This is a genomic window from Halorussus salinus, from assembly GCF_004765815.2.
Taxonomy (GTDB): Archaea; Halobacteriota; Halobacteria; order Halobacteriales; family Haladaptataceae; genus Halorussus; species Halorussus salinus.
Genome location: NZ_SBIS02000007.1, coordinates 145,835 through 168,405, shown reverse-complemented (window position 1 = coordinate 168,405; position 22,571 = coordinate 145,835). Strand labels below are relative to the sequence as shown.

General features: G+C 66.6%; 22 protein-coding genes. 11 read left to right on the top strand and 11 right to left on the bottom strand.

Annotation, left to right across the window (positions count from 1 at the left end):
* Positions 1-17: 17 nt before the first annotated feature.
* Complete coding sequence (locus tag EPL00_RS14375) at positions 18-524, bottom strand: hypothetical protein (RefSeq protein WP_135853723.1); 507 nt, start codon at positions 522-524, stop codon at positions 18-20.
* Between the two features lie 346 nt (positions 525-870).
* Here EPL00_RS14375 and EPL00_RS14370 point away from each other — a divergent pair, with 346 nt between their 5' ends.
* Together EPL00_RS14370 and EPL00_RS14365 are read left to right on the top strand one after the other, a co-directional pair.
* Complete coding sequence (locus EPL00_RS14370) at positions 871-1,494, top strand: DUF2270 domain-containing protein (RefSeq protein WP_394352080.1); 624 nt, start codon at positions 871-873, stop codon at positions 1,492-1,494.
* 112 nt (positions 1,495-1,606) lie between these two features.
* Positions 1,607-3,274 (top strand): potassium channel family protein, encoded by a 1,668-nt coding sequence (locus EPL00_RS14365; protein WP_135853725.1) that lies wholly within the window; start codon positions 1,607-1,609, stop codon positions 3,272-3,274.
* Between the two features lie 216 nt (positions 3,275-3,490).
* Here the strand turns inward: EPL00_RS14365 and EPL00_RS14360 are convergent, their stop codons facing one another.
* Positions 3,491-4,048, bottom strand: coding sequence for a hypothetical protein (locus EPL00_RS14360; RefSeq protein ID WP_135853726.1), 558 nt, complete (start codon positions 4,046-4,048; stop codon positions 3,491-3,493).
* Between the two features lie 118 nt (positions 4,049-4,166).
* Here EPL00_RS14360 and EPL00_RS14355 point away from each other — a divergent pair, with 118 nt between their 5' ends.
* Positions 4,167-5,270, top strand: a complete 1,104-nt coding sequence (locus EPL00_RS14355) for an ABC transporter ATP-binding protein (protein ID WP_135853727.1) — start codon at positions 4,167-4,169, stop codon at positions 5,268-5,270.
* Complete coding sequence (locus EPL00_RS14350; protein WP_135853728.1) at positions 5,267-6,055, top strand: ABC transporter permease; 789 nt, start codon at positions 5,267-5,269, stop codon at positions 6,053-6,055. The genes EPL00_RS14355 and EPL00_RS14350 overlap by 4 nt, the downstream gene beginning before the upstream one ends.
* A gap of 124 nt (positions 6,056-6,179) precedes the next feature.
* Here the strand turns inward: EPL00_RS14350 and EPL00_RS14345 are convergent, their stop codons facing one another.
* From EPL00_RS14345 to EPL00_RS14330, 4 genes are all read right to left on the bottom strand, one after another.
* Positions 6,180-7,556, bottom strand: coding sequence for a M28 family peptidase (locus EPL00_RS14345; protein WP_135853729.1), 1,377 nt, complete (start codon positions 7,554-7,556; stop codon positions 6,180-6,182).
* 69 nt (positions 7,557-7,625) lie between these two features.
* On the bottom strand, positions 7,626-8,213 hold the full coding sequence (locus EPL00_RS14340; RefSeq protein WP_135853730.1) for a DUF302 domain-containing protein: 588 nt from the start codon (positions 8,211-8,213) through the stop codon (positions 7,626-7,628).
* Between the two features lie 101 nt (positions 8,214-8,314).
* Positions 8,315-9,286, bottom strand: coding sequence for a ribose 1,5-bisphosphate isomerase (locus EPL00_RS14335; RefSeq protein ID WP_135853731.1), 972 nt, complete (start codon positions 9,284-9,286; stop codon positions 8,315-8,317).
* Positions 9,287-9,591: 305 nt separating this feature from the next.
* Complete coding sequence (locus EPL00_RS14330; protein ID WP_135853732.1) at positions 9,592-9,915, bottom strand: hypothetical protein; 324 nt, start codon at positions 9,913-9,915, stop codon at positions 9,592-9,594.
* Positions 9,916-10,164: 249 nt separating this feature from the next.
* On the opposite strand from EPL00_RS14330, the gene EPL00_RS14325 reads away from it, so the two are divergent.
* The 3 genes from EPL00_RS14325 to EPL00_RS14315 all read left to right on the top strand — a co-directional run bounded on the left by EPL00_RS14325 (position 10,165) and on the right by EPL00_RS14315 (position 12,833).
* On the top strand, positions 10,165-10,695 hold the full coding sequence (locus EPL00_RS14325; protein WP_135853733.1) for a DUF5817 domain-containing protein: 531 nt from the start codon (positions 10,165-10,167) through the stop codon (positions 10,693-10,695).
* Positions 10,696-11,157: 462 nt separating this feature from the next.
* Positions 11,158-12,414, top strand: coding sequence for a hydroxymethylglutaryl-CoA reductase (NADPH) (hmgA, locus tag EPL00_RS14320; RefSeq protein ID WP_135853734.1), 1,257 nt, complete (start codon positions 11,158-11,160; stop codon positions 12,412-12,414).
* A gap of 80 nt (positions 12,415-12,494) precedes the next feature.
* On the top strand, positions 12,495-12,833 hold the full coding sequence (locus EPL00_RS14315; RefSeq protein WP_135853735.1) for a cupin domain-containing protein: 339 nt from the start codon (positions 12,495-12,497) through the stop codon (positions 12,831-12,833).
* Between the two features lie 317 nt (positions 12,834-13,150).
* Here EPL00_RS14315 and EPL00_RS14310 read toward each other — a convergent pair whose 3' ends face one another.
* From EPL00_RS14310 to EPL00_RS14300, 3 genes are all read right to left on the bottom strand, one after another.
* Positions 13,151-14,041 carry a hypothetical protein gene (locus EPL00_RS14310; RefSeq protein WP_135853736.1) on the bottom strand — a complete coding sequence of 297 codons (891 nt, stop codon included), beginning with the start codon at positions 14,039-14,041 and terminating at the stop codon, positions 13,151-13,153.
* 160 nt (positions 14,042-14,201) lie between these two features.
* Positions 14,202-15,479, bottom strand: a complete 1,278-nt coding sequence (gene icd, locus EPL00_RS14305) for an NADP-dependent isocitrate dehydrogenase (protein WP_135853737.1) — start codon at positions 15,477-15,479, stop codon at positions 14,202-14,204.
* 95 nt (positions 15,480-15,574) lie between these two features.
* Positions 15,575-16,282 carry a hypothetical protein gene (locus EPL00_RS14300; RefSeq protein WP_135853738.1) on the bottom strand — a complete coding sequence of 236 codons (708 nt, stop codon included), beginning with the start codon at positions 16,280-16,282 and terminating at the stop codon, positions 15,575-15,577.
* A 114-nt stretch (positions 16,283-16,396) separates the two neighbouring features.
* Here EPL00_RS14300 and EPL00_RS14295 point away from each other — a divergent pair, with 114 nt between their 5' ends.
* Positions 16,397-17,335, top strand: coding sequence for an isoaspartyl peptidase/L-asparaginase (locus EPL00_RS14295; RefSeq protein ID WP_135853739.1), 939 nt, complete (start codon positions 16,397-16,399; stop codon positions 17,333-17,335).
* A 30-nt stretch (positions 17,336-17,365) separates the two neighbouring features.
* On the opposite strand, the gene EPL00_RS14290 is transcribed toward EPL00_RS14295, so the two are convergent.
* Entirely contained in the window at positions 17,366-18,925 is a 1,560-nt protein-coding gene (locus EPL00_RS14290) for a hypothetical protein (RefSeq protein WP_162224228.1), read from the bottom strand.
* 266 nt (positions 18,926-19,191) lie between these two features.
* On the opposite strand from EPL00_RS14290, the gene map reads away from it, so the two are divergent.
* Positions 19,192-20,088, top strand: coding sequence for a type II methionyl aminopeptidase (map, locus tag EPL00_RS14285; protein ID WP_135853740.1), 897 nt, complete (start codon positions 19,192-19,194; stop codon positions 20,086-20,088).
* A gap of 258 nt (positions 20,089-20,346) precedes the next feature.
* Here map and EPL00_RS14280 read toward each other — a convergent pair whose 3' ends face one another.
* Entirely contained in the window at positions 20,347-20,547 is a 201-nt protein-coding gene (locus EPL00_RS14280; RefSeq protein ID WP_135853741.1) for a DUF7835 family putative zinc beta-ribbon protein, read from the bottom strand.
* 416 nt (positions 20,548-20,963) lie between these two features.
* Here EPL00_RS14280 and EPL00_RS14275 point away from each other — a divergent pair, with 416 nt between their 5' ends.
* Positions 20,964-21,506 (top strand): HIT family protein, encoded by a 543-nt coding sequence (locus tag EPL00_RS14275; RefSeq protein WP_135853742.1) that lies wholly within the window; start codon positions 20,964-20,966, stop codon positions 21,504-21,506.
* 56 nt (positions 21,507-21,562) lie between these two features.
* Positions 21,563-22,489 carry a cation diffusion facilitator family transporter gene (locus EPL00_RS14270; protein ID WP_202932650.1) on the top strand — a complete coding sequence of 309 codons (927 nt, stop codon included), beginning with the start codon at positions 21,563-21,565 and terminating at the stop codon, positions 22,487-22,489.
* Positions 22,490-22,571 lie beyond the last annotated feature (82 nt).

Below are 22,571 nucleotides of genomic sequence, written 5' to 3'. Positions count from 1 at the left end.
ACGAGGAAGTCACACGGTCATTCGAGACGAGACCTGTACCCCAGTACCACCAGCGGGGAGGCCACGAACGCGAATCCAATCGCCGGACCCAGAAAGACGATTTTCAATAGTTCGTGTGCGACGAAGACGCTCAACCCCAGTTCGTCGCCGTAGGGAATCATCGGCCGACGGAAATACAGACCAAACAGCGGTACCGTGATGAGAAGCCACGGAACGAGGAGCGCGAACTGCCGCCGGACACGCTCGTCCGGAGTGTTCCAAGCGGTGATACCCATCACGAGTGCTGAACCCAGACTCGCCACCACGAAGCCGCCGATACCGAGGATGAGGCCACCGAGAGTGCCGACGGTCGAGGGGAGACCAGACAGCAACAGGGCCCACACGGAGAGAAGCGATATATAACTCGGCCAGAGAACGACACCGATTAGGTAGCCGTAGGGTGGTTCGAGAAGTCGGTGCCGTAGCAGTGATTCCAGTCCGGAACGGGAGGTGTCTACCCACTCTCCGAGCGTTTCCGCTCTCATACTGGTCGTAGTATTTTCACGATTTCCTATAATTCCCCTCCACTGGAACGGACAAAATCGAGGGCGTCACCGACCGCCCAGCCGTCGGAACTGTTTTGTATAGTAAAGCGATTATCGTACAATATCAAATGCTCCGAGGAGGTCCGAGACGATGAACGAGGACTCACCCGACTCCTCGCTGGACGGCGGCACCGAATCGTCCGACGCCGACCGGCCCGACGCCCACTCCCCCGACACCGACCGGCCCGACTCCGGCGCGGATTCGCCGCGTGACGACGCCGCGTCCGGAGACGACCGCCCGTCCCCCGAGGAGGCCGACGTGGGTCGGGGGCTACTGGACGCCGAGATGGGGCCGAGTTCCGCGATGGCCCACCTCTACCGCGGCGAGATACACCGGATGAAGCTCTGGCGCGAGCGCCTCGACAAGACCACCAACTGGGCCGTCCTCGTCATGGCTGGCGTCCTGACGTGGGCGTTCTCCAGCGCGGGCAACCCCCACTACGTCCTACTGGTCGGGGCGGCCGCGACCGGCCTCTTTCTGGTGGTCGAAGCCCGGCGCTACCGGGCCTACGACGTGTGGCGCTCGCGCGTCCGGTGCCTACAGGAGAACGTCTGGGCGTACGGACTGGACTCCTCGAAGGGACTCGCGGACGAGAACTGGCGCGCTCACCTCGCCGACGACTACCGGACGCCGACGGTCAAGATTACCACCGAGGAGGCGCTGGCCCACCGACTCCGGCGCGTGTATCTGCCGCTGTTCACGGTTCTCCTCGGGGCGTGGACCATCCGGGTCGGCCCGTTCGACCCCCGACCGTGGCCCGCGAGCGCCGCCGTCGGCCAGCTATCTGGACTCGTCGTGACCGCGGTCGTGTTCGTCGCGTACACTGCCGCGGTCGGAGTCGCGCTCCGCCCGCGGACGTGGCACGCCCGCGACGAACTCCGGACGCCGGACTACCGCAAGCGACGGTGAGGTCCGAGAACCCTCGTCTCACGGGCGTACACTCTTGGCGCTCGAACGCGAATCGTGACGTGATGGACACGCGCTCGACCGACTCGTCTCCTCGTCTCCCCGCGAATTGGCCATGAGCGGCGACTGGACAGATATCTTCGCGGACAAGGATGCACCGCTCCCGTGGCTGACCCGCCGCCAGCGCCTCGTGGTCGCCTACGCCGCGGTCGTCGTCGCGGTCGTCCTGCTGTACACACTTCTATACAACTACGGGATGCGGACACTGGAGGGACGGGACCACTCGCTGTTCCGGTCGTTCACGACCGTCACCGAGACGATGACGACGACTGGGTACGGCGCGGACGCTCCGTGGTCGTCCCCGCTGATGAACCTCTTCGTCGTCTTCATGCAGTTGACCGGCATCGTCATCGGGTTCGCCACGCTCCGGGTCCTCATCATCCCGCTGTTCGAGCGCACGCCGCTGGACCTCAGCGACCGCCTGACCGCGAAGGACGACCACGTCGTCGTCTGCGAGTACCGCCGGGACACCGCCGTCCTGCTGGACGAACTGGAGCGGTTGAACGTCGAGTACGTCCTGCTCGAATCCGACGAGGAGGAAGCCAAGCGACTCTCGGACGAGGGGTATCAGGCGATTCACGGTGACCCCGAGGACGGCGCGCAACTCGAACGCGCGCTGATACGCGACGCCAGCGCGCTCGTCGCCGACGCGGGCGACCGCAACGCGAGCGTCGTCCTGACCGCCCTGCGACACAACCCGGACCTCCGCGTGATTTCGTTCACCGACACGCCGGACCACGACGCCGCGCTCCGGGAGGTCGGCGCGGACGCCGTGCTGTCGCCCGACGCGCTCATCGGGCGGCGACTCGGCCAGAAGACCGCGGCGTGGGCCGACACGCCCGAGTCGATGGGCGACGCCACCGTCGGCGACGTTCGCATCCGGGAGGTACTGGTCCGGCGCAACAGTCCGCTGTGCGGCGTTCGCATCGAGGACACCGCGCTCGCGGGCCGGACCGGACTCTCGCTCGTCGGCGCGTGGATAGACGGCGACCTCCGACTTCCGGTAGACCCCGGCGAGGTCGTCACGCCCAACTCGGTCCTCATCGTCGCGGGCACCGAGTCGGCCATCGACGACGTGCAGGAGTTCGCGGCCGGACTCCGACCGCCACGCCGCCACGCCAACGTCGTCGTCGCCGGGATGGGCGTCGGCGGCCGGGCGGCCTACGACGCGCTCCCCGAGGAGGTCACCGCCACGACCATCGACCAGCAGGAGGGCCGCCACGTGGACGTGGTCGGCGACGTGCGCGATCCCGAGACGCTGGAACTCGCGGGCATCGACGAGGCCAGCGCGCTCGTCGTGACGGTCGAAGACGACTCGACGGCGATGCTCACGGTCGCCATCGCCCGCACGCTCACCGACGACATCGAGATTCTGGTCCGGGTGGACGGCACCGCGAAGTCCCCGACCGCGTTCGACGCCGGGGCGGACTACGTCCTCTCGACCCAGCGCGTGAGCGCCCGCCTCCTCGCGCGGGAACTCCGGGGCGAGGACGTTCTCACTCCGCTCGAACAGTTGCGTATCGTCCGCACCGAGGCCGGAGCCTTCGTCGGGCGCACGCTCGCGGAGGCCAGCGCCGAGACGCGGGCGGAGTGCGTCTTCGTCGGCGTGGAGCGCGACGGCGCGCTCGTCACCGACGAGGAGACGACCATCGAAGCGGGCGACCTCCTCGTGGTGGCCGGGACCGACGCGACGATTCGGGAGTTCGAGCGGCAGTTCGCGTGAGAGTAGAGTGCTGGATTCTCGACCCGACCTCGAAAAAAGTACTCGAACGAACGGATAGACCGACCAAGTTAGTTCTTCGTCCGATTAGTTCTCCTCGTCGGACTCACGGGCCTCTTCTCGCCCTCGTCGGGTGAAGTAGCGCCTGAGCCATTTCGGACCTTTGTGGACGCGCTCAGTTTCGGGCATCGGTGTTCTGCCGTACAGTTCGGTGAGCCATCATATAGCAGTTCTGTACGTGAAAATTCCGGCAACGATAGAGCCGACGATGAGTACACCACTCGTCTTCATCCAGATATTGACCGAAAGCGTCTGTTGCGTGATCTGAGTCGCGGACGCTACTGCCCCAAGCAAGATTACTTCCACGCGTACTGTTCGGATGGCTTTGTCGTTAGTATCCGCGAGTATGCGCAACTGTTCCATTAGAACTGACTCCGCCCTGTCTAAACTCCGTTCGAGAGCTTCGGCCTTCGTCTTCGGATGTTCGGCGATATCCAACCGGTCGAATCGGACTTCTTCGTCCGATTTCGTGCTGGTCTCAGGGTTAGAATCTCCGGAGTCGGGGCACTGTCGACGAGCGTAAGTCGAGACCAGCACGACGCACGACAGGATTACCCACGTGAGTACCAACGGTCGCCAAAACGTTGCGACACCGTCGATAGTTTCCCGAATCGACGTAACCGCTTCCCAAAAAAGTCCGATAAAACCGGTGAGCCGGAGAACTGCGCTGACGACGAACGTAACGGCGAGGAGACGACCCACACTCCGTTCGTTCATGAGACTATTTTCCCACACTAGGTTTAAGATTATTCTGATTTTGAAGTAGAGACGACGACCGCGCTCCGTCGGAATCGCACCAACGCCCTTTTCGCGCCGACCTTCCTACGACTCGTCGATGACTGCCGCCATCGAAGTCGAGGAGCTTCGCAAGCAGTACGACGGGGTGCAGGCGCTCGACGGCGTCTCGCTGTCGGTGCCCGAGGGGAGTTTCTTCGGTCTCCTCGGGCCGAACGGCGCGGGCAAGACCACGTTCATCAACATCTTGGTGGGACTCGTCCGGCGGTCGGGCGGCCGCGCAGAGGTGTTCGGCCACGACGTGGAGAGCGACTACCGGGAGGCCCGCGACGCCATCGGCCTCGCGCCACAGGAGTTCAACGTGGACCGGTTCTTTCCTATTCGGGAGGTATTGACTCACAAGGCAGGATACCACGGAATTCCAACGAGTGAGGCCGAGGAGCGCGCCGACGAGGTGCTGAAGAAGGTCGGCATCCACGAGAAGCGCGACACCCGATTCAACTGGCTCTCGGGCGGGATGAAACGCCGGTTCATGCTGGCGCGGGCGCTCATCACCGACCCGGACCTGCTGATTCTGGACGAACCGACCGCGGGCGTGGACGTGCAGTTGCGCCACGACCTCTGGGACCTCATCACCGAACTCAACGAGTCGGGGACCACGATTCTCCTCACGACTCACTACATCGAGGAGGCCGAGCGCCTCTGCGACGAGGTCGCAATCTTGGACTCCGGCAATCTGCTCACGGTCGCCTCCCCCGAGGAGTTGATGGACCGCGGCCCGGACAAGATTCGGGTGACGCTCCGGGACGCCCCCGAGAGCGCGCCAGACCTGCCCATGCTCGCTGGCGCTGGCGGAACGACGGGCGCTGACGGGACGCCGGATGCCGACGGGACGACCGACGAGGGCCGGGTCGAGAGCGTCGAACTCGACGGCGACCAACTGGTCGTCACCGCCACGCAGGGCGGACTGGTCGCGCCCGACCTCGTGCGGGCGCTCGACCGCGCTGGCCTCGAAATCGTGGACTTCGACATCTCGCGGACCTCGCTCGAAGAGGTGTTCGTGGACATGACCCGCGAGGGCGGGAGCGACCAGCAGGGCGAGGCCGAGACCGAAGGCGAGACCGTCGCCGCGGACGGTGGCGTCGATAGCGGTGGCGGGGAGACGGTGGCGGACGAACGAGACGAACGAGGTGACGGCCGGTGAGCCTCGTCTCCGGTCTCACGGGGTTCAAGACGCTCGTCCATCGCGAAATTCTGCGATTCCTCCGGCGGCCGCGAAACACCTTCGTCCCGCCGTTCGTGACGAACGTCCTCTACTTCTCGGTGTTCGGGGTCATCTTGGGCGACCGCGTAGGGCAGATTAGCATCAGCGGCGGTGAGCCGATTCCCTACATCCTGTTCATCCTGCCCGGTCTCGTGGTGCTGGGGTCCATCTCAAACGCCTTCGAGAACGCCTCCTTTTCCATCTTCCACGGGCGCTGGAACGACTACATCGAGGAGACCCTGACCTCGCCGATGTCCTACTCGCGGATGGTGGTCGCCTACATCGTCGCGGGCGCGACCCGCGGCCTGCTGGTCGGCACCCTCATCGCGGTCATCGGCGCGTTCTTCACCTCGGTCGGGGTCGCCCGGCCGCTCTATCTGGCGGCGTTCGGACTGGTCGTCAGCCTGCTGTTCGCCAGTTTCGGCGTCGTGGTCGGTCTCTGGGCCGACGACTGGGACAACCTCACCATGATGAACCAGTTCATCGTCCGCCCGCTGGTCTTCTTCGGCGGGGTGTTCTACGCGATTCGGGAGCTTCCCTCGCCGTATCAGGAACTCTCGATGCTGAATCCGATGGTCTACATGGTCAACGGCGTCCGGTACGGCTTCCTCGGGGTCTCGGAGGTGGACCCCAACTGGTCGCTGGCGGTGCTGTCGGCGCTGACCGCGGCGCTGGTCGCGCTCGACGTGGCGCTGTTCAAGCGCGGCTACGGGCTAACGGACTGACCGCCCGACGCCGGATTTCCGACTGGAAATCCATCGTTTCTCGCTTCAAAGTCGGATAAGCCGAGCTTAGGCGACTTTTCAGGTGGTTTCACGACAGCCCCACGACCACCCAGAGACGACCAACCTACTCCGCGTTCCGCGCGCCCTCCTCGTAGGGCCAGCGGCCGCCGCGTTTCAGCTCCTCGACGTAGCCCTCGTCGATGGTGTCCCGTATCTCCTCGCGGGACTTCTGCGGAATCTCGCGCTCGTCGTCGGCCACCGCAAGCACCGACTCCGCGAGGAGAACCGCCGTCGCGCGCAGGTCGCGCACGTCGAGTTTGTCGAGCGTGTCGGCGTGGGTGTGGCCCCACCCGCGGCCCGACCCCTCCGACTCGGTGTAGGCCATGACCGCGGGGACGCCCTCCTGCACGAAGGCCCACTGGTCGCCGTGGGGGCTGATGGTGTCGTGGCGCGAGAGCGGGGCGTCCAACTCGTCGGTTACCTCCTCGAACACCTCGCCGAGCGCGTCGAACTGGTTCGCGCCGACGCCGAGGTTCCGGGAGTTGCCCGCGCCATCGACGTTGACGACCGCCTTGACCGAATCGAGGTCGTTGCTCTCGGCCCAGTGGTACGCGCCCCAGAGGCCGATTTCTTCGGAGCCGAAGGTGACCAACCGGACGCGCGCGTCGAGGTCCTCCTCGACCTGTGCGATCAGGCGGCCGACCTCCGCGACGAGCGCCGACCCCGCGCCGTTGTCGTTGGCCCCCTCCGCGATGTCGTGGGCGTCCACGTGGGCCGTGAGGAGGACCTCCGGCACGTCGCCCGCCTCCGTCTCGTCGGGACCGACCACGGCCTCGACGTTCCGCGAGGAGGTCTCGTCGTTGCGACACTCGACCGAGAGGGTCGCGGTCGCCTCGTCGTCGGCGCAGTAGCGGGCGAGTCGCGCGCCGACCTCCGCCGAGACCCCGACCGCCGGAATCGGGCCGGGACGGTTGTGATAGCCGATTTCGCCGGTCGGCGGGAGACACCCCTCGACGTGGTTCCGGAAGACGAACCCCTCGGCCCCGGCCTCGGCGGCCGCGACGTACTTCTCCATCCGGTGAATCCAGCGGCCGTGGTCCTCGGGCGTCTCGCTGGAGGCCATCGCAATCTTGCCGTCGAGGTCGGCCTCCTCGAACTCGGCGGGCGTGCCGTAGCCCACGTCCACGACCTCGCCCGCGGCGTCTCCGGCGGGCGTGCCGGGGAGCGCGACGACCTCGTGGGACTGGTCGTAGGTGCGGTCGTGGGGGTCCGCGAGCGTCAACTCCGAGGACCCGCGCCACCAGCCGGGAATTTCGAACTCGTCGATTTCGACCTCGCGCAGTCCGGCCTCGGCGAAGGCGTCGGCGATTACTTCCGCTCCGTCGCGTTCGCCCTCCTGTCCGGCCATCCGGTTGCCGACCTCCACGAGGGCTTCGAGCGTTTCCCACGCGAATCGACTGGTGTAGGCGTCGCCGACGACGCCGTCGGGTAGTCGTGACATAGCGGGGCATCGGCAGGTGTCGGCAAGAAGGTGTGGATGCCGGAAATCCCGCGACCGACCTCGGCGACCCTACCCGCCGGTCGCCAGCGTCCGGAGCGCGTTCGAGATTTGGTTCAGAACCGCTTCCTGTCCCTCGATATCGTGGCGCTCGGCGAGCCACTGGGGGTCGTTGTAGGTCACGTTGACCGACCCGTCCGCGCCCTCCCAGACGAGGAGCTTCTGGGGTAGGTCGATGCCCGCGGTCTGGCTGGCCTGCATGAGTTGCGTGCCGAGGTTCGGGTTGCCGAACAGGACCAGCGTCGTCGGTCGGAGGTCGAGTCCCGCGTTCGCGGCGTTTCGCGCGTGGTCGATGGTCGTCACGAGGATGAGGTCGCCGTCGTCCTCGATGTCCTCCTCGATTCGCTCGACGGTCGCGCCGACGCTCTCGTCGCTCGGGACGGTGACGAGTCCCTCGTCGGTCGTCGGCGCGGCGGTGGTCTCGTCCTCGGTCGCTCCGCCTTCCGCGGTCTCCTCGCCCGCCGTCGTCGTTTCGCCGCCCTCGGTGGTCGTCTCGCCGCCTTCGGTCGCCGTCTCCTGTCCGGCCGCCGTGCCTGCGACCGCGAGGCCCGCACCTGCGAGTGCGGTCCGAAGGAACTGGCGTCGCTCTGTCTCGTTCATGGCTCGCCGAGGAGACGACGCTCCGACGGAAAGTTATCCGGTCGATTCCGGAGCGAAATCGGGGTTTCGCGGGCGATTCGGCGGACAATCCGACCCTTCGACTACTCCTCCCACGGCTCGCCGCCCTGCTGGTCGCCGAACAGTTCCCGCATCAGCGTCACGATGCTTTCGGGCGGGAACTGCCCGCGCTCGGTCACGATGGCGTCCACGTAGCGCGGCGGCGTCACGTCGAACGCGGGGTTCTCGACGGTGAACTCGTCGCCGCCGGTCCCGCCGTCGATTTCGCGCTCTTCCTCCTCGGTCAGGACCTCGCGCTCGTCGCGCATCTCTATCTCGACCGTGTGGCCCGTCATCGTGTCGGGGTGGAGTTTGAGCGTCTGGGCCGCGACCATGATGGGGACGCCGCGTTCGCGGGCGTTGACCGCCAGCCCGGAGGTCCCGATTTTGTTGATGACCGACCCGTCCGCCGCGATGGAGTCGGCACCGACCAGCACGTGGTCGGTCTCGTCCAGATACCGGCGCGCGGCGTTGTCCACGACGAGCGTGACCGGCACGTCCCACTCCCGCAACTGCTCGGCGGTGATGTGGCCCTGCTTGCGCGGCCGAGTCTCCTTGACGATGGCCTCGATTTCCTTGCCCTGTTCGAGGGCGGCCTCGACGCAGGAGAGCGCGTCGGTCGAGTGGCAGTGAGTCATCACGGTGTCGCCGTCGCGCAGGCGGTTCGCGCCGATGCGGCCCAGATTCTCTTGGGCTTGGTCGAGTTCCCGCCGGAACTCGCTGGCGCTCTCGACGACCGACTCCCGGAGGTCGGGCACCGTCTCGCCGTCCATCCCTCGGAGGACGTACCGGAGCGCGTTCGGCAGGCTGACCGCGGTCGGTCTGGTCTCGCGGAGTCGCCGCGCCGCGGTGCGCATCTCCGCGCGGAACTCGTCGGGGTCGTCGGCCGCGCTGTCCTCGGCCTGCGCCGCGAGCGCCTCGGCCGCGGCGTCGGCGATGGTCGCCGCGCCCCGAATCTCCATGCTGGCGATGTCGGACGCGGCCTCCTCGACGCTCTCGTGAAGGTCGGGGTTCATGTCCGCGGGGTACGCGCCACGGCGGGAAAAGCCACGGGGTCTCCTCGGAATCCCGTCGCCTAACCCGACAGGTCGTCCCAATCTTCGCCTGACCAGTCCACCGGAAGAACTCGACTCGTCAATCTACCGTGGGTGGGGTGAAGGGGCCGCGAGCGGGCGGAGGCTTCAGAAGTGTTCTCTCTGACCGTGGTTGCCGAGATTCTCACGATAACTCGGTCTGTAGTGACCGGATGGGGACTTCGTAACTGGTCTTCGCTCCAAATATCGTCTCTCGTCCAGTCGTCAGCGGGACGAATGACTCGACTCTACCCCGTCTGTTCGGGCAGTTCGACCTCGTCGGGCGCGGGCATCCAGAACAGTTCGAGCGACACCGCCAGCGTGAACGGAATCACCCAGACCATGATGAGGGCCGTCCCCCTGTCCTCGACGCCGCTCCCGCCGAAACCGATGAACCCCGACAGCAGGATGGTGGTGACGAAGTACATCAGCGGGATGAACACCGCCGAGTACACCACGGCACCCCACTGCGTCGAGAGGCGGAGCCTGAAAAACCGGATGGAGACCGCCGCGAGGACGGTGTTGACGACCATGATGAGCAGGAACCCGATGACTGTGGCGGCCGAGACCATTGCTACGTCGGTCTTGGGACCGCTCGTTTTTGTGGCTACCGGATACGCGACGGGGCGCGGTCGGGTCGGTGTCAGGTCGAAGTCAGGTCGGGGTCTCGGGCGGGACCCGCCGTGTCGGCAGTCGAGGAGTCGCCCGTCGAATCCCAAGGGCAAGAAAAATCTGTACAAAAGAAATCTACACACGTCTCGAAGCCGTCTCAACCCCTCTGAGTCCGAAGATTCACGTACGAAAAAGCCCGACCGAGGAGTATGTACGCCGTCGTCGGCTGTAGCGACTGTCAGGCGCTCACAATCGTAGAGGGCCGCCCGGAGACCACGCAGTGTCCCCGCTGTGGGAAGCGCCGGAAGTTCGAGAAGTTGAAGACGTTCGTGGAGACCGACGACGAGGAACACGCCCGCGAGGTCCGCTCGTCGATGCTCGCCAACCGGCAGGGCGAGGGCGAGGCGTTCGCGGAACTGGACTCGTTCGCCGAGATGGAGTCGCAGGTCGAGGAGGCCGTCGTCGCCGACGACGAGTACCTCGAAGCGTCGGGCATCGACAGCGACGAAGTAGAGGCGGCCGCCGAGCGCGTCGAGAACCGGTCGGCCAGCACGCGGGGCTCCTCGCGCAAGGACACCGTACTGGCGGCTCTGCGGGACCTCGACCGGCCCACCGAGGAGGAAGTCGTCGCCTACGCGAGCGACGAGGGCGTCCCGGCGGAGTACGTCCGCGACGCGCTCGACAAACTAACCCGGCGCGGCGAGGTCAGCGAGAGTCGCGGGCACTATCGGTTGCTCTGAGACGGCCAGCGTCGGGACGGTCGAGACGGGTTTCACCAGTCTCAGAAAGCTACACGGACCGCGAATCGGCGAGGGACGCCTCCCTCTCGGATTTCGTCGCGGTCGCGGCGAGCGGTCCCGCGGTGGCGGCAGGGGTGCGCGATGGGGTGGATGACAGCAGTCGGGTGGAGACCGAATCGAACTGGCTGGGGTCGCACCCCGACCGAGGAGGCGCTGGTGCAGGAACTCACCCGCTCCGGTCGGCCACGCCGGGACCGAGTACGGCTACGACCGAGACCGCCATATACCTCATCCATGTGCGCGGTGAAAGTAAAAGTGGTCGCGGCCTCCCGTGGCGAAGTCGGCCGCGTCGCCGGTCGGCCGAGCGAGTCGTCGCCTGTCGGCCGAGCGAATCGTCGCCGCCGATTCGCGTGCCCAACCCGAATGAGAACTGTTAGGGGCCGCGCGCGCCATCGCCCGGACATGACCGACGACTCCGGCGCGAACGACGGGGACGCCACCGCCGCGAGCGACCCCGACGCGCTCGCCGAACTGGTCCGCGAGGGCGAACTGCGACTCCACGAACTCGACGACCGCACCGACGCCGAGACCGCCGCGACGGCGCGCAGGAGGCTCCTCGAAGCCGAGACCGACGCCGACTTGGAGACCGTCGGCGACTACGCGCTCGACGCCGAGCAGGTCGCCGATACGAACGTCGAGAACATGCTCGGCGCGGCTCAGATTCCGATGGGCGTCGTCGGCCCGGTCGAGGTCGCGGGCGGCGCGGCCGACGGGCAGTTCTACCTTCCGCTGGCGACGACAGAGGGCGCGCTCGTGGCGAGCGTGAACCGTGGCTGCTCGGTCATCGCCCGGTCGGGTGGTGCGGACGCCCGCGTTACGAAATCGGGGATGACCCGCGCGCCGGTGTTCCGCGTCGCCGGAATCGCGGAGGCCGAGGAGGTCGTCTCGTGGGTCGGCGAGAACACCGACCGACTCCGGGAAGCCGCGGAATCGACCACCAGTCACGGCGAGTTGCTGGACGTGGACACCTACGTCGTCGGCGACTCGGTGTTCCTCCGGTTCGTCTACGACACCAAGGACGCGATGGGGATGAACATGGTAACTATCGCCACCCGAGAGGCCGCCGACCTCGTGGAGGACGAGACGCCCGCCTCGCTCGTCGCGCTCTCGGGCAACCTCTGCACCGACAAGAAACCGGCCGCAATCAACGCCGTCGAGGGTCGCGGCCGGAGCGTCACCGCCGACGTGGAAATCCCGCGCGAGACGGTCGAACAGCGCCTGCACACGACGCCCGAGGCCATCGAGGAGGCCAACACGCGCAAGAATCTCGTCGGCTCCGCCAAGGCGGGGAGCCTCGGGTTCAACGCCCACGCCGCGAACGTCGTCGCCGCGGCGTTCCTCGCCACCGGGCAGGACGCCGCGCAGGTCGTGGAAGGGTCCAACGCCATCACGACCGTCGAGGCGCGCGACGACGCGCTCTACGCCAGCGTGAGCCTCGCCAGTCTGGAGGTCGGCACGGTCGGCGGCGGCACGAAACTCGGGACCCAATCCGAAGCCCTCGACGTACTCGGACTGCGCGGCGGCGGCGACCCCGCGGGAAGCAACGCCGACGCGCTCGCCGAAATCATCGCGGTGGGCGCGCTCGCCGGAGAACTCTCCCTGCTGGCGGCGCTGGCCTCCCGGAACCTGTCGAGCGCCCACGAGGACCTCGGGCGCTGAGACGGGCGAGCGGAGGGTGCGCTCGTCGCTTTCCCGTACTCGAACCTTTACGTCGCTTGCGCTCCTCGGTACACGCGACCATGGAAGTCGTACCCACAGACGCCGAGGAGTCCACCGAAGCCGTCGATGGCGTCCACCTGTCGTTGCTCGCGGGAGCCGACGAGATGAACGTCCAGCACTTCGAAATCGAACCCGGCGCGGCGGTGCCCGAACACAGCCACCCCCACGAGCAGACCGGCTACATCACGCAGGGGACGCTCACCTTCCTCGTGGACGGCGACGAGTTGGCCGTGAGCGAGGGCGATTCGTACGCCATTCCGGGTGAGGAACCCCACGCCGCCGAGAACCGCGGGGACGTGCCGGTCGAGGGCGTGGACGTGTTCAGCCCTCCTCGGGAGAACCCGGACTGGAAGGACTGAAAAGCGGTTTCTGTGGAATTTTCAATTGTCGCTATCGGAGACCGGTCTCGGAGTTGATAGTGGAGGTCGAATCGAAGAGTCGCCACAGCAGAAGTCGAATCGGAGCAAGTTGCTGCACCAGAAGTCGAGTCGAAGCTAGCTACTGCCGACTCAAAGGAGTCACCGCGACCGCACAGCACCGCATCAGCCACACACCTCCCCAACCGATTGCGGTCCTCACTGCGTTGCGGTCCTCATCCCTCGCGCAGTTGGTGCGGCGCACGAGCGCGCCGCGCCCCGCGCGCCGAGACAGGAGTTCCGCCGTCGCTCGCGCCGGTTCAGTCCAGCCGTTCGAGGAGGTCCCCGAACACCTCGGCCTCGACCGCGCGGAGTTCCGCGCCGTCGTTCGGCTCGACGCCGGTCTTCAGTTCGTCGGGGTCCACGTCGGTCTCGCCCTCGTAGAGTCGGTCGAACAGCGCCCTCGCGGGGTCCGAAAGCTTCTCGCGGTGGTCGGCCACGAAGTCGAGGGTCTCCTCGCGGTCCGTGAGGTCGGCGTGAGCGACCCGGCCGACGCCCGCCGCGAGGACGACGAGGAACTGGCCGACCTGCTCGCGCACTACGTCGCGCCGCTCCCACGTCGCGTCCAGTAGCGCCGCGCCCTCGTCCTCCTCGCCCGCCAGCAGGCGCGTGAGCGCGAACCCGTAGAGGCGTCCGGCGCTGTCCTCGCTGTGGATTTGGTCGGCGTACCGCCGAATCAACTCGTCGCGGCGCTGGTCGGCGATTTCGCCCGGCTCGGCCTTCCCGAGAATCATCAGCGCGTGGCCCCACCGCTCGGCGAGTTCGTCGTCGCTCCCCCGCGCTTCGAGGAGGTCGAGCATCGGTTCGAGCGCGTCGAGCGCCCCGCGGGCGTCCTCCCGGCGGGCGCGGAGTTCGACCACGCGCTCGTAGTGGTCGAGCGCGGTGGCGTCGTCGCCCCGCTCGCGGGCGAGGGTGGCCAACTCCGTGCCGAGCGCCATCGCTCGCTCGGAGTCGCCGAGGCGGCCGCGGAGGCTGACGGCCTCCTCGTAGTGGTCGCGGGCGGTCTCGTAGTCGCTCCCGCGCGCCGATTCCGCGCGCTTCTCGTGGTAGACCGCCTCGGCGCGGTGCTTCCACGGGAGGAGTTCCGAGAGGTTCGATTCCAGCCACCTGTCGAGTCGGCTTCCGGTCCCCGGAGCTTGCGGCGCACTCATATGGTATCCTCTCACGCGAGATTTTATAAATCTCTCCCTCGTTGAATTTAAATTTATGAAGCCGATTCGGTTACCGTATCGACTGGCAGGCGACGGTGGACGTGCGAAAAGAAAGACGGGATGCGGTCGAAAACGGGATGCGGTCGAAAGCGCGGCGACTCTACGCGAGGTCTTCGATGTTCTCGCAGATGGCCTCGGCGTACTCGGTGGTCGAGAGCTTCTCGCCGCCCTCGATCTGCCGTTCGAGGTCGTACGTGACCTTGCCCGACGAGATGGTCTCCTCGACGGCGTCGCGGATGAGCTGGCCGGTGTCCTCCCAGCCGAGGTACTCGAACAGGAGCCGACCCGAGAGGATGAGCGCGCTCGGGTTGGCCTTGTCCTGACCCGCTCGCTTGGGCGCGGAGCCGTGGACCGGTTCGGCGAGACAGCGGTTGTCACCGAAGTTCGCGCCGGGCGCGATGCCCAGACCGCCGATTTGGGCACCCGCGGCGTCGCTGAGGTAGTCGCCGTTGAGGTTCGGCATCGCCAGCACGTCGAACTCGTCGGTGCGAAGCTGCATCCACTGGAGCATCGCGTCGGCGAGGCGCTCCTCGACCATCACGGCGTCTTCGGGGATGTCCACTTCGTCTTGCTCCTCCCAGAGGGAGTCGGGCGCGGCGAAGACCTCGTCGTCGGGGTACTCCTCGTCGGCGACTTCCATACCCCAGTCGCCGAACTGGCCCTCGGTGAACTTCATGATGTTGCCCTTGTGGACGAGCGTGACCTTGTCGCGGTCGTTCTCGATGGCGTAGTCGATGGCCTCGCGGACGAGGCGCTTGCTACCCTTCTCGGAGATGGGCTTGAGACCGAGACCGATGGGGCCGTCGTGCATGACGCCGTCGAAGTCCATCTCGTCCTCGACGAAGTTCCGGACCTTCTCGGCCTCGTCGGTTCCGGCTTCCCACTCGATACCGGCGTACACGTCCTCGGTGTTCTCCCGGAACGTCACCATGTCCATCTCCTCGGGCGCTTTCATCGGGGAGGGAACGCCGTCGAGGTAGTAGGTCGGTCGGACGTTCGCGTAGAGGTCGAGCGTCTGGCGCAGGGCGACGTTCAGCGACCGGAAGCCAGCGCCGACGGGGGTCGTGAGCGGCCCCTTGATGGCGACGCGATGTTCGCGGATGGCCTCGACGGTCTCGTCGGGGAGGTTCACGTCCTCGCCGTACTTCTGTCGTGCGCTCTCACCGGCGTAGAGTCGCATCCAGTGGACCTCGCGGCCTGTCTCCTCTGCGGCCTTGCTGAGGACCTTCTGGGCGGCAGGACCCACGTCCTGCCCGATTCCGTCCCCGTGGATGATGGGGATGATCGGATTCTCGGGTACGTCGAGTCCGTCTTCGCCTTCCTCCGCGACGGTAACCGGCTCCCCGCCTTCGGGGACTTCCACCTTGTCGTAGCTCATGACACTCGAATCTGCGAGCGAGAGGAATAAAAGGGCTACCGTTTAGTCCTGCGAGCCCTCCATACGTCCTAATATTCCTAGTTCGTGGACGTGACTCATTCCCACATCGCCCCGGCCAGCGCCCGGAGCTGACTCGCGCCGTTCTCGACCAGCGCCCGCGGGAACCGCTCGCGCGCTCCCGACAGCGCGTCTTCCAGTGCTTCGTCGGGACGCTCGAAGACGCCCTCGCCGTGACCGACTACGATTCGGGCCACGTCGAATCCCTCGAACAGTTCCCGAGGAGGGACGGGTCGCCGGAAGAGGTAGACGCCGAGTCGTTCGTCGCCGACGCGGTACAGCGGCGCGGTCCCGAGCATGTCCGGCGCGTAGAGGGTCCCGTCGTCGGGCCGGTAGGCGACCGACTCGCGCCACCCCGGTAGCGGCGTCCGCGTCCGGACTCGGAACCCGGAGTCGCCGAGCGTCCCGCTGAAGCGTTCGACCGGCGCATCGACGCGCTCCTCGACGCGGGTCATCGACGCCGGGAGGGAGACGGGCACGTCGTGTCGTCGGGCGATAGCGCCGGCGTCGCGGGCGTGGTAGTTCGACAGCACCGCGACCCCCGCGACCTCGCCCAACTCGGCCACGAGGTCGTCCACGCCCGGCGCGTCGATGGGGTCGAACAGCCAGACGCCACCCTCGTCGCCTCGAACCGCGTGGCTGGCACGGCGGGTCTCCTCGGCGGGCGCGGCGAGCCAGCCAACGCCGTCGTCCCAGCGGTCGATTACCCGGAGGTCCGTGGCGTCGTCTCTGAGATAGGTCGGCATGTCTGGTTAGTGATTGGTCGGCGCACGTAGCTGTTTGGGTTCTGGAGGAGGGTGCGAGCGAGGTGGCTTGCCGAGGAGCCCGATTTTAAGGCCGATGGCGAACCACTCCATCGCATGCACGTCATCGTACACGGCGGGGCCGGAAGCGCCCCGGACGAACCCGAACCCCGACAGGCAGTGCTAAACGACGCGGCCGAGACCGGCGCGGCCGAGTCGTCGGTCGTCGATGCGGTCGAGGAGGCCACCCGAGTCCTCGAATCCTCGCCGCGATTCAACGCCGGAGTCGGGGGTGCGGTCCAGAGCGACGGCGCGATTCGGACCGACGCGGGCCTGATGACCGACGACCGCGAGGCGGGTGCGGCCTGCTCGATGCCCGGTGTCGAACACGCCGTCAGTGCCGCGCGCGTCGTCATGGACGAGACCCCTCACGTCCTCGTCTCGGGCGACCGCGCGGTCGAACTCGCCGCCGACTTCGGGGTCGAGACCGGCGTGGACCTCTGGTCCGAGGAGACCCGCGAGAAGTGGGCCGACCTCGACTCGACGCCGGAGGGCACCCCCCGCGAACACCTCGACTGGCTGACCGAGAAGTTCGGCGGGAGTCCGGACGACGCGGAGGGCGACGATTCGGCGAACGAGGACCCGACCGACCGCGACCCGAAGGACCACGACACCGTGGGCGCGGTCGCCTACGACCCCGCGAGCGACGAGTTCGCGGCCGCGACCTCGACCGGCGGCCGGTGGCTCGCGCTGGCGGGCCGGGTCGGCGACGTGCCCCAAATCGGGAGCGGCTTCTTCGCGGCCCCCGCGGGCGCGGCCAGTGCGACGGGCGCTGGCGAGGACATCGCCAAGACGACGCTCACCCGGCGGGCGGTCCGCCACCTCGAATCGGGCCACGAGGCCCAAGCCGCGGCCGACCGCGCCATCGAGGAGTTCGCGGAACTCACCGGCTCGTCGGCGGGCGTCATCCTGCTAGATGGCGGCGGGAACGCGGGAAGCGCGTTCAACTCCGAGGCGATGCAGACCGCGGTCGCCGGTCGCTCGCCGACCGAGTGAGGTCGAAAAAAGAGTCGAAACCGGGCGTCGTCAGGCTTCGGCGGTGGTGGTCTCCTCGGCCGCGGTGGTCGTCTCGCCGTCCATCATCGTGGTCGTCTCTTCTGCCATCGTGGTCGTCTCCTCGGCTTCGGTCGTCGTCTCTTCTGCCATCGTGGTCGTCTCCTCGGCTTCGGTCGTCGTCTCGTCGTCCACGTTTATCTCCTCGCCGTCGGTGTCGTTGGCCGCGGTCACGTCGAGTTGCGCGGTCGAGCGCGCGGCGTCGGTGTAGACGCCGTGCGTGTAAGTCCCGGACGGGAACTGACCGATGCTCGCGTTGAACGTGACGGTCGCCGAGCCACCCGCGGGCACCTGCACGAGTTCGGAGTCGATGACGTTACCCGCGATGCGGTAGGACACCTGCTTGGCCACTTGGTCGTTACCGACGTTGACGAGGACCGCCTCGACGGTGTAGGACTCGCCCTGCTCGACCGCGTCGGGGGCGTTCAGGTTCTGGATGGAGATGAGCGCGACCTGCCCGCTTCCGACGTTGACCGAACTCGCCGCGGCCGAGCCGACGACGGCGCGCTCGACGCTCACGCTCTGGGCCGAGACGCTACTGATAGTCGTGTCCCCTGCTTGGCCGGTCTCGCCACCGGCTTCGGTCGTCTCGCCTTCCGTGGTGGTCTCGTCTTGGAGCGCGGCTTCGGTGGTCTCCTCGGCGGCCGCGGTCGTCTCCTCGGCCGCCATCGTGGTCTCTTCGTCAGCCGCGGTGGTCTCCTCAGCGGCTTCCGTGGTCTCCTCTTCGGTCGTGGTCTCTTCCGCGGCGGTGGTGGTCTCCTCGGCGGTCATCTGGCCCGCTTGGGCACCGATGTCCATGAGAACCATCGTCCCGACGTTCATCTGGTCCACTTGGAAGTTCTCGATGGTCGCGCTCTCGACCGTGACGCTACCGAGTTGGGCCTCGCCACCCGCTTCGGTCGTGGTCTCCTGCTCGGCCATCGTCGTCTCTTCGGCCATCGTCGTCTCCTCGTCCATCACGGTGGTCTCCTCGGCCGCCTCCGTGGTGGTCTCCTCACCTTCTTGGGTCGTCTCCTGACCCATCGCGGTGGTGGTCTCGTCTTGGAGCGCGCCTTCTTGGGTCGTCGTCTCTTGAGTCGTCTCGCCGCCCATCTGTTGACCGCTCTCGACGCGGAGGCTCTGGACGGTCAACTGCGAGACGTTCATCTGCTCGATGGTCAGGTCCTGCACCGTGGCCGACTGGACCGACGTGTTCCCGCTCAGCGCCTGCGAGAGCGTCTGGTCTTCTGTCTGGAGGCTCTCCATCGAGACGTTCTGGACCGAGAGGCTCTGTAGTCGGACGTTCTGGAGCGTCGCGTTCTCCAGTGTCTGGTTCTGTCTAGTAATCTCGACCGTGTTCACCTGTAGATTCTGAATCGTCGCGTCTTCGACTGTCGCGTTCGCTAACTGTAACTGTTCGACCTGCACGTTCTGCAAGGTAACGTTCTCCGATTGCGCGGCAGGCGACGATGCGGTCCCTCCGAGGGCCGCCAGCGGGACGCTGGCGAGAACGAGGGCCGTCACCATCAGCACTGCGCCGGTTTCTCGTTGCATATGCAGGCAGTCATATCGCCGGAACCGCCAATAAACGGGACCAACCGTTTCGTTCCGTTTGGGGTTTTGACGGGCTATTACTGCCGTTACAGCGGAATTATCCCGCTGGTACGACGGCCCTAACCACTTTGCGGTGCGTTCCCGCGTGAACGGCCTTTCCTCGCCGGTCGAGACTCCCCGACGGCCTCCTCGCCCGTCGTCGCCGACTTCGGTTCGGGCCTCTCCGAGACGGAAACTCTTTCCGGGACTCAGGACAACGTAGATCCATGAGCGAAACCGAGGTGGACCTCGAAGCCGAGAAGTACGAGAAGCACCGCGAGGCCGGAGAAATCCTCGCACAGGTCCGCGAGGAGGCCGCCGACCGCGTGGAAGTCGGCACCGAGCAGTTGGCGGTCGCCGAGTACGCCGAGGAGCGCATCCGCGAACTCGGCGGCGAACCCGCGTTCCCGGTCAACATCAGCGTGGACGAGGAGGCCGCCCACGCCACGCCGGGTGCCGACGACGACACCGAGTTCGGCGAGGAGATGATCAACCTCGACATCGGCGTCCACGTGGACGGTTGGATAGCCGACACCGCGATTACGGTGGACCTGTCGGGCAACCCCGAGCTGAAGGAGGCCAGCGAGGAGGCCCTCGAAGCGGCCCTCGACATGGTGGAACCCGGCGTCGAGACCGGTGACATCGGTGCCGAAATCGGGTCGGTCATCGACGGCTACGGGTTCAACCCCGTCGTCAACCTCACCGGTCACGGCCTCGACCAGTACCAGCAACACGTCGCGCCGAACATCCCCAACCGCGCCGTCTCCCAAGGCGTCGAGTTGGAGGTCGGCGACGTGGTGGCTATCGAACCGTTCGCCACCGACGGCACCGGCAAGGTGACGGAGGGCAACGACGAGGAGATCTTCGCCCTCGAACGCGAGGGGTCGGTCCGCGACCGACAGGCCCGGAAGGCGCTCGAACAGATCACCGACGAGTTCCGGACGCTCCCGTTCGCCCAGCGGTGGCTCGACGTGCCCCGCGCCGAGATGGCGCTGCGCCGCCTCAAGATGAACGACATCGTCCACGGCTACCCGGTTCTGAAGGAGGACGACGGGAAGCTGGTCAGCCAGAAGGAACACACCCTCATCGTCACCGAAGACGGGTGTGAAGTCACGACCGAGTAGTCCCGCGACGCTCCCGAGAGAGGAGCGGGCCTCGGGGAACCTCTCTGCGCTCCCGATTTCCAGCCCGTTGATACCATTGGAAAAGACGATACCTTTCGCGGCGACGTGTTTTATTTTCAGCACGGGAGCCATACCGGAGCGCAGTGGCGGAACTCCTCGGCATCGACTGTACGGCAGGGATGGTACCTCCTCGACGCAACTCGAAAGCAGGAACAGAACCCCACCCCATGGGGCCGGGCAGCAGGGGATGTGGCGGCGTTACGCGTTGTTCATCCGCTGGCTGGACTCCGCGCCACAGACTTCGCACTCGGTGACGCGGTAGGGTTCCCGCGAGAACTCGGCGTTCTCGCGCTTCTGGCTCTCGGTCCGAATTTGGACGGAGACCTCGTGTGGCGTCTCGCGTCCGCACTGGTCGCACGATTCCGTTATCGCTTGGAAGTTGTGATTTTGTGTAGCCATCGTGACCTTCCTCTCGGTCTCTTCTTGCGCTGATAGGAGCATAAAAACCCCCTTCCGTTGGGGGGCGTTCGAACCGTTCATTCCGCCGCAGTCTGTCGATTCACCCGTGGCGTAGAGCGAGAACGGCCGAAACAGTTTATACTCTCGTTAGAGCGAGTAATGAAACAAAAACTCCGTGCAACGGCCGGAGGTTTTATATATTCGTTTCGGCTGTCGAGACCGCACATCGCAAACCGCAAAAACACCAGCATCAGTTCGGATTCGAGCCGTTCTATCCACCTGTTAAGCCGGGCCATTCACTCGTAGCACTGGGGGACCCCGGAGCGGTGCGCTGGTCGAGGAGCCCCCGACTGACTCGACGCGGGAGCTGGCCGCGAACCGCCGGAGCCTAAACCCTCGTCGCCCTTCGAAGCCGTATGGAACAGGTCTTCGCACCGTGGCGCATCGAGTGGGTGGAGCGAGACGATGACGAGGACATCGAGGGTTGTGTCTTCTGTACGTTCGCCGACCGGGACGACGACCGCGAGAACCTCGTCGTCGCCCGGAGCGACCACGCCTTCGTGCTGTTCAACAACTACCCCTACAATCCGGGCCACGCGATGGTCATCCCCCGCGACCACACCGGCGACTACCGAGACCTCTCCGAGGAGGCCCTGCTGGACCACGCTCGCCTCAAGCAACGGACCTTCGACGCCTTGGAGGCGGCGCTCTCGCCGACGGGGTTCAACGCGGGTCTCAATCTCGGGCAGGGCGCGGGCGGCTCCATCGACGACCACCTCCACACCCACGTCGTCCCGCGGTGGGAGGGCGACACTAACTTCATGCCCGTCGTCTCGGACACGAAAGTCATCGTGGAAGCGATAGACGAGACCTACGACCGGGTGCGCGAGGCGTTCGCCGAGCAGGACGGCGCGGAGGTCCCCGACGACGACGAGCGCGCGATTCGCTTTCGGTTCTGAAGGGGCAGGAAGCCAGAACGATACGCCCTTTGTTCGGGAGTCCGAAGACACCTCCGATGAGCGAGCGGAGCATGCGCCGCGTCGGCGCAATCGTCCTCGGAGTCAACGTCCTGCTGGTCGTCGCCAAGGGGCTGGTCTGGTGGACGACCGGGAGCCTCGCGGTCGGCTCCGAGGCGGTCAACAGCCTCGCCGACTCGGCGTACAGCATCGTCATCCTCGCGGGACTCTATCTGACGACCCAACCGCCCGACTTCAGCCACCCGCACGGCCACGAGCGCATCGAGCCGTTCGTCTCGCTGTTCATCGCTGTCGGCGTGTTCGCGGCGGGCGCGGGCGTCCTCTGGCGGGCGACCTCCTCCGTGCTTTCGGGGCAGGTCGGGGCCGCCGTCACTTCCCCGGCCGCGGTGGGCGTGCTGGTCGGCACCGCCGCGGTGAAGTTCGGTCTCTACCGCTACTGTCTGCGAGTCGCCGAGGAGACCCGCTCGCCCGCGCTGACCGCCACCGCGCTCGACAACCGCAACGACATCCTGACCGCGAGCGCGGCGCTGGTCGGCGTGCTGGGCGGGACCGTCGGTTTGCCGGTGTTGGACCCCATCGCGGCGGCCGTCGTCTCGGTCGGCATCCTCTACACGGGCTACGAAATCGTGCAGGACAACGTGGACTACCTCGTCGGGAGCGCGCCGCCCGAGGACCTGCGCGTCGAGATTATCCGCCGGGCGCTGGACCACCCCGACGTGGAGGGTGCCCACGACGTTATCGCCCACTACGTCGGCCCGGAGATAGACGTGAGCCTCCACATCGAGGTCGAGGGCGACCGGACGCTGTTCGAGGCCCACGACATCGAGACCGACATCGTGGAGTCCATCCGCGAGTTGGACGAGGTAGACGACGTGTTCGTCCACGTGGACCCGAAAGAGTTGGGCGAGTGGAAAGACGACGAGACGATAGACGAGTTGGTCGAGGACGGCGCGTCGAGACCGTGAGCGCGCGGAACTCCGGTGGACCGTCACTCGCCCCGACCCACCCGCCCTCGAAATAGTTACCCGGTTTTCACGTTCTAGGAAT

Coding starts and splice junctions, on each gene's coding strand:
- EPL00_RS14375 (WP_135853723.1), bottom strand. CDS start 524: ATGAGAGCGGAAACGCTCGGAGAGTGGGTAGACACCTCCCGTTCCGGA.
- EPL00_RS14370 (WP_394352080.1), top strand. CDS start 871: ATGGGGCCGAGTTCCGCGATGGCCCACCTCTACCGCGGCGAGATACAC.
- EPL00_RS14365 (WP_135853725.1), top strand. CDS start 1,607: ATGAGCGGCGACTGGACAGATATCTTCGCGGACAAGGATGCACCGCTC.
- EPL00_RS14360 (WP_135853726.1), bottom strand. CDS start 4,048: ATGAACGAACGGAGTGTGGGTCGTCTCCTCGCCGTTACGTTCGTCGTC.
- EPL00_RS14355 (WP_135853727.1), top strand. CDS start 4,167: ATGACTGCCGCCATCGAAGTCGAGGAGCTTCGCAAGCAGTACGACGGG.
- EPL00_RS14345 (WP_135853729.1), bottom strand. CDS start 7,556: ATGTCACGACTACCCGACGGCGTCGTCGGCGACGCCTACACCAGTCGA.
- EPL00_RS14340 (WP_135853730.1), bottom strand. CDS start 8,213: ATGAACGAGACAGAGCGACGCCAGTTCCTTCGGACCGCACTCGCAGGT.
- EPL00_RS14335 (WP_135853731.1), bottom strand. CDS start 9,286: ATGAACCCCGACCTTCACGAGAGCGTCGAGGAGGCCGCGTCCGACATC.
- EPL00_RS14330 (WP_135853732.1), bottom strand. CDS start 9,915: ATGGTCTCGGCCGCCACAGTCATCGGGTTCCTGCTCATCATGGTCGTC.
- EPL00_RS14325 (WP_135853733.1), top strand. CDS start 10,165: ATGTACGCCGTCGTCGGCTGTAGCGACTGTCAGGCGCTCACAATCGTA.
- hmgA (WP_135853734.1), top strand. CDS start 11,158: ATGACCGACGACTCCGGCGCGAACGACGGGGACGCCACCGCCGCGAGC.
- EPL00_RS14315 (WP_135853735.1), top strand. CDS start 12,495: ATGGAAGTCGTACCCACAGACGCCGAGGAGTCCACCGAAGCCGTCGAT.
- EPL00_RS14310 (WP_135853736.1), bottom strand. CDS start 14,041: ATGAGTGCGCCGCAAGCTCCGGGGACCGGAAGCCGACTCGACAGGTGG.
- icd (WP_135853737.1), bottom strand. CDS start 15,479: ATGAGCTACGACAAGGTGGAAGTCCCCGAAGGCGGGGAGCCGGTTACC.
- EPL00_RS14300 (WP_135853738.1), bottom strand. CDS start 16,282: ATGCCGACCTATCTCAGAGACGACGCCACGGACCTCCGGGTAATCGAC.
- EPL00_RS14295 (WP_135853739.1), top strand. CDS start 16,397: ATGCACGTCATCGTACACGGCGGGGCCGGAAGCGCCCCGGACGAACCC.
- EPL00_RS14290 (WP_162224228.1), bottom strand. CDS start 18,925: ATGCAACGAGAAACCGGCGCAGTGCTGATGGTGACGGCCCTCGTTCTC.
- map (WP_135853740.1), top strand. CDS start 19,192: ATGAGCGAAACCGAGGTGGACCTCGAAGCCGAGAAGTACGAGAAGCAC.
- EPL00_RS14280 (WP_135853741.1), bottom strand. CDS start 20,547: ATGGCTACACAAAATCACAACTTCCAAGCGATAACGGAATCGTGCGAC.
- EPL00_RS14275 (WP_135853742.1), top strand. CDS start 20,964: ATGGAACAGGTCTTCGCACCGTGGCGCATCGAGTGGGTGGAGCGAGAC.
- EPL00_RS14270 (WP_202932650.1), top strand. CDS start 21,563: ATGAGCGAGCGGAGCATGCGCCGCGTCGGCGCAATCGTCCTCGGAGTC.